Genomic DNA, 13,680 nt, shown 5'->3' with positions numbered 1-13,680 from the left:
CAAATCGCCCACGATGGTAGTCGACTCAGGCACCCAAATCCGCCCGCCGGGAACCCTCCGGAGCCCCGGCCCGCGCCCGGGCACAATGGGCGTCATGAGTCTGCTGCGCCGCCGCAAGAACCCCGCCGACCGCGTCGTCACCCTCATCGGCAAGCCCGGCTGCCACCTGTGCGACGACGCCGAGTCCGTCATCTCGGCCGTCTGCGGAGAACTCGGCGCCCGCTGGGAGAAGAAGGACATCACCCAGGACGAGGAACTGCACCGCAAGTACTGGGAGCAGATCCCGGTCGTCCTCGTGGACGGCGCCCAGCACGACTTCTGGCGCGTGGACCCGGCCCGGCTGCGCAAGGCGCTCGGCGGCTGACCACCCGCATCGCGGGACCATGTGACGTTACCGACACGTAGAGTTCACGCCAAGGGTTTGCTCCCGCACCGAGTGCTCCGAACAAACTGGCTATGCTCGCCGCATGGCCGCACTTGGATGGCTCACCCGGCTCACCCCCCGCCGCCCCGCCACCGCACGCAGCGTGCGGGCGGGCGAAGCGGCGGCGGAGGCGGCCCGCAAGTCCGCCCAGGAGCACGAACAGGAACAGGAGCGGCTCGAGGAGGCCGCACCGGCCCCCGAGCCGGAGTTCCCCGTCGCCGGCGACGTGAAGGCCGCCGCGTTCTTCGACCTCGACAACACCGTGATGCAGGGCGCCGCGCTCTTCCACTTCGGCCGCGGCCTCTACAAGCGGCACTTCTTCCGCAAGCGCGAACTCGCCCGCTTCGCCTGGCAGCAGACCTGGTTCCGGCTGGCCGGCATCGAGGACCCCGCGCACATCCAGGACGCGCGCGACAGCGCCCTGTCCATCGTCAAGGGCCACCGCGTCTGCGAACTCATGGCCGTGGGCGAGGAGATCTACGACGAGTACATGGCCGAGCGCATCTGGCCCGGCACCCGCGCCCTCGCCCAGGCCCACCTCGACGCGGGCCAGAAGGTCTGGCTGGTCACCGCCGCCCCGGTGGAGACCGCGACGATCATCGCCCGCCGGCTCGGCCTGACCGGCGCGCTCGGCACCGTCGCCGAATCCGTCGGCGGCGTCTACACCGGGCGGCTCGTCGGCGAGATGCTGCACGGCCCGGCCAAGGCCGAGGCCGTCCGCGCGCTCGCCGCGGCCGAGGGCCTGGACCTGTCCCGCTGCGCCGCCTACAGCGACTCCGCCAACGACATCCCGATGCTCTCGCTGGTCGGCCACCCCTGCGCGGTCAACCCCGACGCCGGGCTGCGCGAGCACGCCCGCGAGCGCGGCTGGCGGCTGCGCGACTACCGCACCGGCCGCAAGGCGGCCCGGATCGGCATTCCCGCCGCGGTGGGCCTCGGCGCCCTGGCCGGCGGCGCGGCCGCGGCCGCCGCGCTGCACCGCCGTCGCCGCTGAACGCCCTTGACCCAGCCCTGACCTGGCCCGGAACACCGTCAGCACACCGCTTCACCGGATCGGGCGATCACGCAGGCGAGCCGCCGACGCGACTTCAATAACGCAGCGTCACCACTCGTCCCCCACAGGCAATCCGGTTGTCATACCCCCACACAACCCCCGGCAGTCCTGCCGTGTCCGGATTACCACAACACGCTGCCCAATCGGCCACACCCAAAGCAAATACGGTCAACTTCTGCTCTCGGTTCGATATTTGAACGGGCGGCAATAGGCGAGAGAGCGAACGGAAACGATGAATTGAGCAACTCGGCGTAGCGCTGCCTGTACGAAGGGTTATTCTCCTCAGACGCAAACCGGTCCCTCGCTTGTCCCTACGACGAGTGAACGGTCCGGCACTGCACGTGATGGAAGCTCTGCCTCTGGGAGTCCCGTGTACCCACACGTCGGGGTTGACGCCTCGGGCCTGGCTACGCTGCGCGCAGCGGTCGTCGACCGCCTGCGCGGCTTCGTCCCCACCGCGTACGCCGTCCCCGCCTTCGCCACGCTCGCCCCCGCGGTAGCCGTAGGCTCTGCCGGGCAGCGGAGCCCCTGCTACGCCCTCGCCGAGGCCGGCGCCGCGGTCGGCAGACGCGCCCGGCGCGGCACCGGCGCCGCCACCACCACCCGTCGGCCCAGCGCCGACAGCGACAGCGCCCGCATGCTGGACCTGGTCGAGCGCGCCCAGGCCGGCGAGGCCGAGGCCTTCGGCCGGCTCTACGACCAGTACGCCGACACCGTCTACCGCTACATCTACTACCGCGTCGGAGGCCGGGCCACGGCCGAGGACCTGACCAGCGAGACGTTCCTGCGCGCCCTGCGCCGCATCGGCACCTTCACCTGGCAGGGCCGCGACTTCGGCGCCTGGCTGGTGACCATCGCCCGCAACCTCGTCGCCGACCACTTCAAGTCCTCCCGCTTCCGCCTGGAGGTCACCACCGGCGAGATGCTCGACGCCAACGAGGTCGAGCGCAGCCCCGAGGACTCCGTCCTCGAATCCCTTTCCAACGCCGCCCTGTTGGAGGCGGTGCGCAAGCTCAACCCGCAGCAGCAGGAGTGCGTGACCCTCCGCTTCCTCCAGGGCCTGTCGGTCGCCGAGACGGCCCGGGTCATGGGGAAGAACGAGGGCGCGATCAAGACCCTGCAGTACCGCGCCGTCCGCACCCTCGCCCGGCTCCTCCCCGACGACGCCCGCTGAACGCCGCCGCGTAACCCGACTGCCACGCCGCTCGTTGTCCGGGATGCAGACTTCCCGCGTCGCGCCATGCCCGCAATCACTCACTCGATCGAGTGGATGCACTCAAGGCGTGCAACCTCCAGGTATTCGGGGGAGTCGATCGTCATGACGAGAGGAGGTGCCGCCAGTGATCGCGAACGTTTCGGCGCACCGGCGGGCGAACGCCTTCGCCCAAGCCCTGGAGGAGCAGGAACTCCAGGGCGAGGCGGCCGCACGAACCGGCCCCCCGGCGGACGACGCCGGGCAGGGGAAGCTGCTGACGCTGGCGGGCGGGCTGTCACAACTGCCCGCCCCTGAGCTCGATCCCGAGGTCAGGACCGTCCAGCGGGCGCAGCTGATCGCCGCCATGGAGGCCCAGTTCGCGGGCGGCGGCGCCGCCACGGTTCCCGAGCCCCGCCGGGCCCCGGGCGACCGGGCCGCCGGCCGGGGGGCCCACCGGGCCAATCCGCTGAGCCGCCTCAAGCCGCGCTCCCGCTGGTCCAAGGGGCTGGCGGCCGGCGGGCTCACCGTGGGCGTGGCCGCCGGAGCGCTCGGCGGCGTCGCCGCCGCCAGCTCCAACGCCCTCCCCGGTGACACGCTCTACGGCCTCAAGCGCGGCATGGAGGACCTGAAGTACGGCATGGCCGACAGCGACTCCGAGCGCGGCGGCATCCTCCTCGACCAGGCGTCCACCCGGTTCCACGAGGCCCGGCGCCTCATGGAGCGCGGCCGCTCCGGCCATCTGGACCACGAGTCGCTGGGCGAGATCCGCCGGACCCTCTCGGGCATGCGCCAGGACGTCTCGGAGGGCCACCGCCTGCTCCGCGCCGCCTACGAGCGCGACGGCTCCCTCGGCCCGCTCAAGCTGCTCTCCACGTTCAACACCTCGCACCGCGAGGGCTGGAGCCAGCTGCGCGACCGGCTGCCGCTCCCGCTCAACGACGTACGGGACCAGGTCAGTTCGGCGTTCAGGGCCATAGACGACGAGATCGAGCCGCTGCAGTCCCTGCTGCAGGGGCACGACCGCCACCCGGCCCACGGCAAGGGCGGCGCCCCCGCGCGCTCCGGCGCGCCGGGCAGCCCGTCCCACGGCGCTCCGTCGCCCCACAGGTCCTCCGGCGGCGGCAAGCACGCGACCGACCGGCCCGCCCAGCCGTCCACGGGCAGCCAGGAGGAGCAGGAAGGGCTCCTCGGCGGCACGGGGCTGCTGCGCCCGGCGTCCCCGTCCGAGAGCCAGGGCCAGGGCCAGAGCCCGTCCGGTACGCCGCGCGGCAAGGACGGCAAGCCGTCCAAGCAGCCGGACGTCATCATCCCGCCGCTGCTCCCGGACATCCTTCCCGGGCTGGGCATCCACGGCGAGGATCAGAGGTGATCACGCAGGACCGGAATTGATCGCGGTCGTCAGCCGCGATCAGTTCAACGTCGGTTCCCACGGCGGTCGGTGTCGGAAGATCCGAGGGTCATCGCAGGACCCGAGGGTCAGAAGAACACCGACCGCCGTTGCACGAGCAGCTTGTAGAGCGTGTGCTGAATCGTTTCCCGCACCTGGTCGGTGAGGTTGAACATCAGCATCGGATCGTCCGCCGCCTCCGGCGGATACCCGTCCGTGGGCACCGGCTCGCCGAACTGGATCGTCCACTTCGTCGGCAGCGGCACCGCCCCCAGCGGCCCCAGCCAGGGGAACGTCGGCGTCAGCGGGAAGTACGGCAGCCCCAACAGCCTCGCCAGCGTCTTGGAGTTGCCGACCATCGGGTAGATCTCCTCCGCCCCGACGATCGAGCACGGCACGATCGGCGCCCCGGCCCGCAGCGCCGTGGAGACGAAGCCGCCCCGCCCGAAGCGCTGCAGCCGGTACCGCTCGGAGAACGGCTTGCCGATCCCCTTGAAGCCCTCCGGCATGACCCCGACCACCTCGCCGCGCTCCAGCAGCCGCTGCGCGTCCTCGGCGCAGGCCAGGGTGTGCCCGAGCTTGCGGGAGACCTCGTTGACCACCGGCAGCATGAAGACCAGGTCCGCGGCGAGCATCCGGATGTGCCGCCCCGCCGGGTGGTGGTCGTGCACGGCGACCTGGAGCATCAGGCCGTCGATCGGCAGGGTCCCGGAGTGGTTGGCGACGACCAGGGCCGCGCCCTTCTCGGGGATGTTCTCGATGCCCCGCACCTCGACCCGGAAGTACTTCTCGTACAGCGGGCGCAGCGCCGACATCAGGACCTGGTCGGTGAGCTCCTTGTCGAAGCCGAAGTCGTCCACCTCGTAGTCGCCCGTGATCCGGCGGCGCAGGAACTCCAGCCCGTGGGCGACCCTGCGCTCCCATCCCGGGCCCGCCGCGGCCCCCGCCCCGCCCGGGGCCTGCGCGGGCTCCTGCGGGGCCGCGGGCCGCCGTTCGTCGCGGGGCTGCGGGACGGGCGCGAGCGGCGCCGCCGTCCGGTCCGTACGGGCCGTGCCGCCGCGCCTGGAGCGCCGCTTGGAGCGCGGCTCCTCGCCGAACGGGATGACCTTCGCGTCCGCCATGCTGCGTGCGCTCCTCAGTTCAGGCCGCGGCCGGCAGGCACCGCGGCGGCGATCCGGTCGACGGTACGGGCGAGGGAGTGCGGCGGCAGCAGTCCGGTGCCGCGGCTGCGCGTGAAGTCGGCGAAGGCCCCGGCCGAGGTGTACCGGGGGTGAAAGCCGAGGGTCTCCCGCATCTGGGTGGTGTCCACGACGCGGCCGTGGGTGAGCAGCCGGACCTGCTCCGGGGAGAAGTCCAGCATCCCCAGCGCGCGCAGCGCGGAGCCGGCCCAGGTGACGCTGGGGAGGAAGAACGGGAGGGTGGGGCGCCCGAGCCTCCTGGCGGCCTGGGAGAGCAGCACCACGCCGTCCCCGGCGATGTTGAACGTCCCGCTGCCCCACGTGCCCCTGGCGGGCTCCCCGGCGGCGATCCGCAGCACCTCGACGGCGTCGTCCTCGTGCAGGAACTGCAGCCGGGGGTCGAAGCCCAGGACCGTGGGGAGCACGGGCAGCGAGAAGTACTCGGCGAGCGGCGAGTCGGCGGCGGGCCCCAGGAGGTGGGCGAGGCGCAGCACGCACACCGCCACGTCCGGCCGCCGGCGGGCGAAGCCGCGCACATAGCCCTCGACCTCGACGGCGTCCTTGGCGAAGCCGCCGCCGGGCAGCGACTTGGGCGGCGTGGTCTCGGTGAAGACCGCCGGGTCGCGCGGCGCGGACCCGTAGACGCCGGTGCTGGACCTGACCACCAGCCGCTTCACGGACGGGGTCTTCTGGCAGGCGCCCAGCAGCTGCATGGTGCCGATGACGTTGGTCTCCTTGACCGCCGTCCGGCTGCCCCGCTTGCCGAGGGGGGTGCCGTTGACGTCCAGGTGGACGACGGTGTCCACCGCGTGTTCGGTCAGGACCCTGGCGATCGCCGGGTGGCGGATGTCCGCCCGTACGAAATCGGCCCCGCCGAGATGCTGCCCGGGTGGCACCGCGTCCACCCCGATGACCCGTTCGACACCCGGCTCGCGCTGGACGCGGCGGACGAAGCGGCCGCCCAGTCGACGGGCGACTCCGGTGACGAGCACGACCCTGCCCAAGATCAGTCGCCTTCCCTTCGGTCGGGCCCTCCCTCACCCGGGAACGGCTGCCCTGTTGGCGGCCACCGTAGCGGGTCGCCGTGGCGCTGTGAGGAGAGCCCGTCCGCAGGGCGACATTTCAAGCCGTAGCGAGAGGCTCACGCACCGCGATGCACCGCAGGCAGCGCGGGCCCCGGACGCACCGCAGCCCTCCCACCGCCGGAGCGGTGGGAGGGCTGCGGGACGAACACAGCTACGCTGCCTGGATCTTGCAGCAGCGCTTACTTCTTGTTGCGGCGCTGAACGCGAGTGCGCTTGAGCAGCTTGCGGTGCTTCTTCTTGGCCATCCGCTTGCGCCGCTTCTTGATAACAGAGCCCACGACTACCCTCGCTTACATCGATTCACTCGGTGCGGGGCGTCCGAGCCCACACGACCTACATCGGGCCAGCCTACCCGGCACCGGGCGAACAGCGTAATCCGAGGTCCTCGTCAGGCGGTTTCCACCCCCACGAAGGACTCACGGAGGTACTCGTGCACCGCCTGCTCTGGGACCCGGAAGGACCTACCCACCCGGATCGCCGGCAGATGACCGCTGTGCACCAAGCGGTACACGGTCATCTTGGACACGCGCATCACCGCGGCGACTTCCGCCACGGTCAGGAACACGACCTCGTTGAGAGGCCTTTCGCCAGCAGCCATGACACACCTGAACCTTCCGCACATGACGCGCACCGGCTTCCCCTCCGGTGACTCCTCGTCGCTGCGCGCTCACTCCCCAGATTAGGGGCGGGTGATGCGAGTGGGGAAGAGGAGCAGCCATCGGCCGCCTACCGTGACAGACACGCTCGATTGAGTACATAGCGAGTAAGCGGTCGGTAGTAATCAGACCGCACAGTGTCATCAAGCGGAACGACGACGGACACCCGCCCCTCGGCCTCGGCGACGAACGGCGCGGGGTCGTCGGAATCCGCCAGTCCGATTGCCTCAAAGCCCAGTTGACCTGCCCCGCAGACCCATCCGTGGTCCCCGATGACCAGGGCCGGAAGCGGGCCGCCACCATCTCCGGCCGCAGCGAGCGCAGTACGAAGCGGGAGGGGTGAATGCGTATGTGCGCCGGGCTCATTCGCGGTGGCGCACGCGCCGGGTTCGCGCACCATCGCGACTCCTCGGACGTAGTCAAGGTTGTATGTGCGTACGCCAAACCGGGTCGTTATGTCGATACTTCGACCCTGCGCAGGGGTGAGGACGTCACATCCCACCGCTGAGAGACCGGCGGCCAACCCGGCGTAGAAACCCAGGAGCCGGTGGGGGTGGCCGGTGCCGATCAGCACCGGAGCGCCCGTCGCGGCGACCGTGGCGACACGCTCGGCGAAGGCACCGAGTGCCTCAAGCGTGCGATCGGGATCGATCACATCATGCCCGGAAGTATGTGCGGGATCGGCCGAAACTCCACACCGACGACCCATCAGGCGCAACAATTCCTCAAAGCGCCAGTCACTTTCCGGCTCCAGCCCCAACAGCACCCGGGGGTCCCGGGCGACGAACCGCCGGTAGCGGGCGAGGCTCCGCTCCCGGGTCGTGGCCACGGTTCCGGCGAGGCCGGCCGCGAGCAGGTGTGCGCGCAAGCGTTCCACGCACCGACTAACGCCGCCGGGAGAGCCGGGGTACGGGACGTGGGCGGAGGCCGGGGTGCCGATGCCGGCGCGCCCGTCCGGCCGGTCAGGGCAGGAGGCCGTGGGCCGGGAAGACCGCGCGGCGGGTGGCCAGCACCGCCTGGTCCAGGCGGTCGGCCGGGTCGTAGCCGGAGGCCCCGAAGTCCCGCCACACCGGCCGCAGTCCGTCCGTCATCCGCAGCGGCCCCAACTGCCGTGTGCGCCGGAAGACTTCGTCCCGCCACTCCTCCGGCACCGCGGACTCGGGGTCCACCGGCCGCCCGGCGGCGACGGCACACAGATGGGTCCAGGCCCGCGGCACCACGTCGACGATCGCGTAGCCGCCCCCGCCGAGGGAGACCCAGCGGCCCCCGGCGTGCTCGTGGGCCAGGGCGTGACAGGCCTCCGCGGCCAGCCGCTGGGCGTCCAGGGACACCGTCAGATGGGCGAGCGGGTCCTCGAAGTGGGTGTCGGCGCCGTGCTGGGTCACCAGCACCTGCGGCCGGAAGGCCGCCAGCAGCTCCGGTACGACGGCGTGGAAGGCCCGCAGCCATCCCGCGTCCCCCGTTCCGGCCGGCAGCGCCACGTTCACGGCCGTACCCTCGGCGCCGGGCGCCCCGGTCTCCTCGGGCCAGCCCGTCTGCGGGAACAGGGTGTGGGGGTGCTCGTGCAGGGAGACCGTCAGGACCCGGGGGTCCGCCCAGAACGCGGCCTGCACCCCGTCGCCGTGGTGCACGTCCACGTCGACGTACGCGACGCGTTCCGCGCCGAGTTCGAGCAGCCGCGCGACGGCGAGGGCGGCGTCGTTGTACACGCAGAAGCCGGACGCCGCCCCGGGCATCGCGTGGTGCAGCCCGCCGGCGAAGTTCACCGCGTGCAGGACCTCGCCCCGCCAGACGGCCTCGGCGGCGCCGACGGACTGCCCGGCGATCAGCGCGGCGGCGTCGTGCATGGCCTCGAAGGCGGGGTCGTCGGGCGTCCCGAGGCCGTACGAGGTGTCGGCCGCCCGGGGATCTGCGGATGCCGCGCGTACGGCGTCGATGTAGTCCTGACGGTGCACCAGCCGCAGCGTCGACTCCCCGGCGGGTCTGGCGGCCACCACGCGCATCGCCTTGTCCAGGCCGTACGCCTCGACCAGACGCATCGTGAGGGAGAGGCGAACCGGGTCCATGGGATGTCCGGGACCGAAGTCATAGCCGGTGACCGCTTCGTCCCACATCAGCTGTGCGCGACCGCTCATGGCGGCCACCGTATCGGTAAACGCAAAAAAGCCGTAGGCCCCGGACCGTTTTCACGGTACGGGGCCTACGGCTTTATCAAATTTAGTTCGGCGGCGTCCTACTCTCCCACACGGTCCCCCATGCAGTACCGATCCGTTTTCCGTTCCGTTTCCGGCCCGGATCCTGAATCCGATCCCCGTTGGAGAGGGGTTTCGCGCCTTCCGGCGTGATCACTACTTTAGCGGATTTCCCCCGCGACTCCCAATCGGAGTCCGGAACCGAATTCCGGCATGCCGAAATCCATCCCGTTCAAGGGCCGTGCAGTAGTGAATCCCGCCGAGCTGGCGTGAAGCGCCGCCCCGACTTCCTCACGGACGCCGTGGCAACTCGAAGAACCCTACACGAGCCCGTAACCCCGATCAAACCCGTGGCGCAAGGGGATTCGAGGGCGTACGGTCGGGGGCATGACCAAGCACGCGTGCAAGCGCCAGTGGTGGCCCGCCTGACGGCGGCCCCCCCTTCGCGCAGCTCGCGCACGCACCCAACGGCCGCCGCCTCGGCGGCCGTTTTTGCTGTCCTGGCGGTGGTCCCTCGACCGAGGAACCAAGGAGACGAACCTCGCCATGACGCGGATCTTCAGCGGCATCAAACCGACCGGCCACCTCACCCTGGGCAACTACCTCGGCGCCGTCCGGCAGTGGGTCGAGACGGACCAGCACCGCGCCGACGCCGTCTTCTGCGTCGTCGACCTGCACGCGCTGACCGTGGACCACGACCCGGCCAGGGTCCGCCGGCTCAGCCGCCAGGCGGCCACCCTCCTGCTCGCCGCGGGACTGGATCCCGCCCGGTGCACCCTGTTCGTCCAGAGTCACGTCGACGAGCACACCCGCCTCTCCTATCTCCTGGAGTGCACGGCGTCCGACGGCGAGATGCGCCGGATGATCCAGTACAAGGAGAAGTCGGCGCGCGAGCGGGAGGGCGGTGGCGGCGTGCGGTTGTCGCTGCTCACCTATCCCGTGCTGATGGCGGCGGACATCCTCGCCTACGGGGCGGACGAGGTGCCGGTCGGCGACGACCAGGCGCAGCACGTCGAGCTGACCCGGGACCTGGCGGTCCGCTTCAACCAGCGGTACGGGCAGACGTTCGTCGTGCCCAGGGCCGTGCTCCCGCGGGTCGCCGCACGGGTCATGGATCTCCAGGACCCGACGTCGAAGATGGGCAAGTCGCACGCCGAGACCTCGGGGATCGTCTACCTGCTCGACGAGGCGGACGTGGTGCGCCGGAAGGTGATGCGCGCGGTGACCGACAGCGGGTCCGAGGTCGCGCACGACCGGGCGGCGAAGCCGGGGGTGACGAACCTGCTGGAGCTGCTGGCGGCCTGCACCGGCAAGCAGCCTGAGGAGCTGGCCGCGGGCTACTCCTCGTACGGGGCGTTGAAGAAGGACACCGCCGACGCGGTGGTGGAGCTGCTGCGTCCGGTGCGCGAGCGGCACGCCGAACTGGCCGCCGATCCGGCGTACGTGGACGGCGTCCTGCGGGAGGGCGCCCGGCGGGCGCGGGAGCTGGCGCGGCCGACCGTCGACGCGGCGTACCGGGCGATCGGCCTGCTCCCGGCGGGGTGAAGAGTAAAGGTCAGCCGGTCCCGGAGGCCAGCTCGCGGCTGCGGTCGCGGGCTGCCTCCAGGGCGGCGATGAGGGCGTGCCGCACCCCGTGCTTCTCCAGCTCGCGGATGGCGTTGATCGTGGTGCCGGCGGGGGAGGTGACCGCCTCGCGGAGCTTGACGGGGTGTTCGCCGCTGTCGCGGAGCATCACGGCGGCGCCGATGGCGGCCTGGACGATGAGGTCGTGCGCCTTGTCCCGGGGCAGGCCGAGGAGGATGCCGGCGTCGGTCATGGCCTCGACGAGGAAGTAGAAGTACGCGGGGCCGGAGCCGGAGAGGGCGGTCGCCGCGTCCTGCTGGGACTCGGGGACGCGCAGCGTCTTGCCGACCGGCTTGAAGATCGCCTCGGTGCGCAGCAGGTGGTCCTCGGTGGCGTGGGTGCCGCCGGAGATCACCGACATGCCCTCGTCGACGAGGACGGGGGTGTTGGGCATGACGCGGACGACGGGGGTGCCGGCCGGGAGCCGCTCCTCGAAGAAGGCGGTGGGGACGCCGGCCGCCGCGCTGATGACCAGCCGGTCGGCGGGCAGGTGCGGGGCGAGCTCGTCGAGGAGGGCCGCCATGTCCTGCGGCTTGACGGCCAGGATCAGGGTGTCGGCGCGCTTGGCGGCGTCGGCGTTGCCGACGACCTCGACGCCGTAGCGGTCGCGCAGGGCCTCGGCGCGCTCGGCGCGGCGGGCCGTGCACAGCAGGTCGGACGGCTTCCAGCCGGCCCGGATCATGCCGCTGAGCAGCGCCTCCCCGATCTTTCCGGTCCCGAGGACGGCGACTGTCTGGGCCACGGTGCTCACCTTTTCGCTGCGCTGGGCTTCGGGGCGGGCGGCCGGCGGTCCCGGTGGGCCGGCCGTCCGGTCATCTTCGCACCTCGTCCGCCGGCGCGCGGCCTCCGCCGGCAGCTGAGGGCGCCCGCGCACGACGCCGGGGCGCCGCGCGCACGGAAGGGGCGTGTGTGGTTGCCGATGCCCGCCGGAGCGAACGGAGGTAGCTCTTCCGACGGCCTGACTCGGCGTTTACATCGTGGTAACACTCCGTCCGGCCCATGGGCCGAGCCCTTTGGACAGACTGTGTCCGGGTGTTCGCGGCAGGATGCCGGAGGAGGCAGGGACGCACCCCCGTCCGTGGGCGCCGTGCGAACGTCCAGCCCGACGTCCGCCCCGGCCCGCTCCCCCTCCCCGCCCGTGCTCGGCCTTCCGCATCGTGCCCCGCCCCGCGCATCCGTGTCCCCGACAGCCCGCACCGGCCGGCCTCCGGGCCGGCCCCGGGCCGACGACCCGTAAAGGCTGCCCGATCCGCTCGCCCGTACTCGTCCCTTGACGGAACCTTGTCCCCCGGCGCGCGGTGTGCGCGTCCGGGGGCGCTGGAGGCATCTCTCATGGAGCGCACAGTCCTCGGCCCCGTCCGGACCGCCCTCTCGCGCCTCGGCCGCGCGGCCGGCTTCCGCGCCGACTTCTCCGCGTCGCTCGTCGTCTTCCTCATAGCCGTCCCGCTCTCCGCGGGGATCGCCGTCACGTCCGGGGTCCCGGTGGAGCTGGGGCTGGTCACCGGAATAGTCGGGGGACTGCTCACCGGACTGCTGCCGGGCAGCAGCCTGCAGGTCAGCGGCCCCGCCGCCTGGCTCACCGCGCTCGTCTACGAGGCCGTCCGCGAGCACGGTGTGGAGGCGCTCGGCGTCCTGGTGCTCGCCACCGGCGTCGTCCAGGTCGCGATGGGCCTGCTGCGGATGGGCCGCTGGTTCCGGGCGGTCTCCGCGGCGGTGGTGCAGGGCATGCTCGCGGGGATCGGCATCGTCCTGGTCTCCGGCCAGCTCTACCGGCTCGCCGACGCCAACGCGCCCGCGGGCGGCCTGGAGAAGCTCGGCGGGCTGGCCCTGCTGCTGACCGGGACGCTCGAATCGCCGCCGGCCCTGGTCGCCCTCGCCGTGGGCGGCGGCACGGTGGCCGTCCTCGTCCTGTGGTCACGCTGGCGGCGCGGGGCCCGGCTGCTCCCCGCGCCGCTGGCCGCGGTCGCGCTGGCGACGGCCGCGGTGGCCGCGCTGGACCTGCCGGTGGACCGGGTGCGGGTGAACGGGCTGCTGGAGGCGGTCGAGCCGCCGGACGGGAGCGACTTCTTCCGGCTGGGCGAGGTGGGCGTTCTCGGCACGGTCCTGGCGTTCGCCCTGATCGCCTCCGCCGAGGCGCTGTTCGGCGCGGCCGCCGTCGACCGGATGCACGACGGCCCCCGCACCGACTACGACAAGGAGCTGATCGCCCAGGGCGCCGGCAACACGGTGTGCGGCATGCTCGGTGCCCTGCCCATGACCGCGGTCATCGTGCGCAGCTCGGCCAACGTCCGGGCGGGCGCGCGGACGAAGACCTCGCGCGTGCTGCAGGGGCTGTGGCTGCTGGTCTTCGCCGCGTTGCTGCCCTGGGCGCTGGAGGCGATCCCGGTCGCCGCGCTCGCGGGGGTGCTGGTGCACTCGGGGTGGAAGCTGCTCCCGGGGCGGGAGTTGGGCCGGTTGTGGCAGGGGCACCGGGGTGAGGCCGCCGTCCTGCTCGCCACCACCGCGGCGATCGTGCTGACCAACCTCTTCGAGGGGGTCGTCGTCGGCCTGGTGCTGGCGACCGTCAAGGTGGCGTGGGAGATGTCCCAGGTGCGGGTGGAGACGGTCCGGGCCGGCGAGGGCTTCGTCCGGGCGCGCGTCGTCGGCAACGCCACCTTCCTGCGGCTGCCGAAGCTGCTGGACGAGCTGGAGTCGCTGACCCGGCCGGGACGGAACGTCGTCGAGCTCGACCTCCGCGGCCTGCGCTACATGGACGGGGCCTGCCGGCAGGCGCTGGACGACTGGGCCGGGCGGCACACCGTGCTCTTCGAGGGCGGGGGCATGATGACGGTCTAGTAGGACTCCGTTAGGTCGGGCTGGTTCTGGTGCGTTCGCGTTGGCGGGTGG

General features: G+C 72.1%; 13 protein-coding genes. 6 read left to right on the top strand and 7 right to left on the bottom strand.

From position 1 onward, the window contains the following. Window positions 1–94: 94 nt before the first annotated feature. From I5Q34_RS12095 to I5Q34_RS12080, 4 genes are all read left to right on the top strand, one after another. Window positions 95–364 (top strand): glutaredoxin family protein, encoded by a 270-nt coding sequence (locus I5Q34_RS12095; protein WP_374193001.1) that lies wholly within the window; start codon window positions 95–97, stop codon window positions 362–364. 103 nt (window positions 365–467) lie between these two features. Next, complete coding sequence (locus I5Q34_RS12090; protein ID WP_199892198.1) at window positions 468–1,418, top strand: HAD family phosphatase; 951 nt, start codon at window positions 468–470, stop codon at window positions 1,416–1,418. Window positions 1,419–1,848: 430 nt separating this feature from the next. Further along, window positions 1,849–2,652 (top strand): ECF subfamily RNA polymerase sigma factor, BldN family, encoded by an 804-nt coding sequence (locus I5Q34_RS12085; RefSeq protein ID WP_199892197.1) that lies wholly within the window; start codon window positions 1,849–1,851, stop codon window positions 2,650–2,652. Between the two features lie 166 nt (window positions 2,653–2,818). Continuing rightward, window positions 2,819–4,042 carry a DUF5667 domain-containing protein gene (locus tag I5Q34_RS12080; RefSeq protein ID WP_199892196.1) on the top strand — a complete coding sequence of 408 codons (1,224 nt, stop codon included), beginning with the start codon at window positions 2,819–2,821 and terminating at the stop codon, window positions 4,040–4,042. 107 nt (window positions 4,043–4,149) lie between these two features. On the opposite strand, the gene I5Q34_RS12075 is transcribed toward I5Q34_RS12080, so the two are convergent. The 6 genes from I5Q34_RS12075 to I5Q34_RS12050 form a co-directional block, all read right to left on the bottom strand. Next, on the bottom strand, window positions 4,150–5,181 hold the full coding sequence (locus I5Q34_RS12075; protein WP_199892195.1) for a lysophospholipid acyltransferase family protein: 1,032 nt from the start codon (window positions 5,179–5,181) through the stop codon (window positions 4,150–4,152). Between the two features lie 14 nt (window positions 5,182–5,195). After that, window positions 5,196–6,242 (bottom strand): NAD-dependent epimerase/dehydratase family protein, encoded by a 1,047-nt coding sequence (locus tag I5Q34_RS12070; protein WP_199892194.1) that lies wholly within the window; start codon window positions 6,240–6,242, stop codon window positions 5,196–5,198. A gap of 260 nt (window positions 6,243–6,502) precedes the next feature. Beyond that, window positions 6,503–6,601: a 30S ribosomal protein bS22 gene (locus I5Q34_RS12065; RefSeq protein WP_003948845.1), complete on the bottom strand. Its 99-nt coding sequence runs from the start codon at window positions 6,599–6,601 to the stop codon at window positions 6,503–6,505. Between the two features lie 110 nt (window positions 6,602–6,711). Beyond that, window positions 6,712–6,921 carry a helix-turn-helix domain-containing protein gene (locus I5Q34_RS12060; protein WP_154080489.1) on the bottom strand — a complete coding sequence of 70 codons (210 nt, stop codon included), beginning with the start codon at window positions 6,919–6,921 and terminating at the stop codon, window positions 6,712–6,714. A gap of 128 nt (window positions 6,922–7,049) precedes the next feature. After that, complete coding sequence (locus I5Q34_RS12055; protein WP_374193000.1) at window positions 7,050–7,856, bottom strand: phosphatase; 807 nt, start codon at window positions 7,854–7,856, stop codon at window positions 7,050–7,052. Between the two features lie 85 nt (window positions 7,857–7,941). Further along, window positions 7,942–9,114, bottom strand: a complete 1,173-nt coding sequence (locus I5Q34_RS12050; RefSeq protein ID WP_199892193.1) for an acetoin utilization protein AcuC — start codon at window positions 9,112–9,114, stop codon at window positions 7,942–7,944. Window positions 9,115–9,717: 603 nt separating this feature from the next. Here I5Q34_RS12050 and trpS point away from each other — a divergent pair. Then, window positions 9,718–10,716: a tryptophan--tRNA ligase gene (trpS, locus tag I5Q34_RS12045; RefSeq protein ID WP_199892192.1), complete on the top strand. Its 999-nt coding sequence runs from the start codon at window positions 9,718–9,720 to the stop codon at window positions 10,714–10,716. A 10-nt stretch (window positions 10,717–10,726) separates the two neighbouring features. Here trpS and proC read toward each other — a convergent pair whose 3' ends face one another. Beyond that, the gene (gene proC / locus I5Q34_RS12040; protein WP_199892191.1) at window positions 10,727–11,536 is read right to left on the bottom strand and encodes a pyrroline-5-carboxylate reductase; all 810 of its coding nucleotides are present in this window, start codon (window positions 11,534–11,536) and stop codon (window positions 10,727–10,729) included. A 590-nt stretch (window positions 11,537–12,126) separates the two neighbouring features. Between proC and I5Q34_RS12035 the strand changes: the two genes are divergently transcribed. Next, window positions 12,127–13,629 carry a SulP family inorganic anion transporter gene (locus I5Q34_RS12035; RefSeq protein ID WP_199892190.1) on the top strand — a complete coding sequence of 501 codons (1,503 nt, stop codon included), beginning with the start codon at window positions 12,127–12,129 and terminating at the stop codon, window positions 13,627–13,629. Window positions 13,630–13,680 lie beyond the last annotated feature (51 nt).

This window comes from Streptomyces sp. AV19 (genome assembly GCF_015999245.1).
Taxonomy (GTDB): Bacteria; Actinomycetota; Actinomycetes; order Streptomycetales; family Streptomycetaceae; genus Streptomyces.
This window is presented reverse-complemented; position numbering and strand designations above follow the sequence as displayed.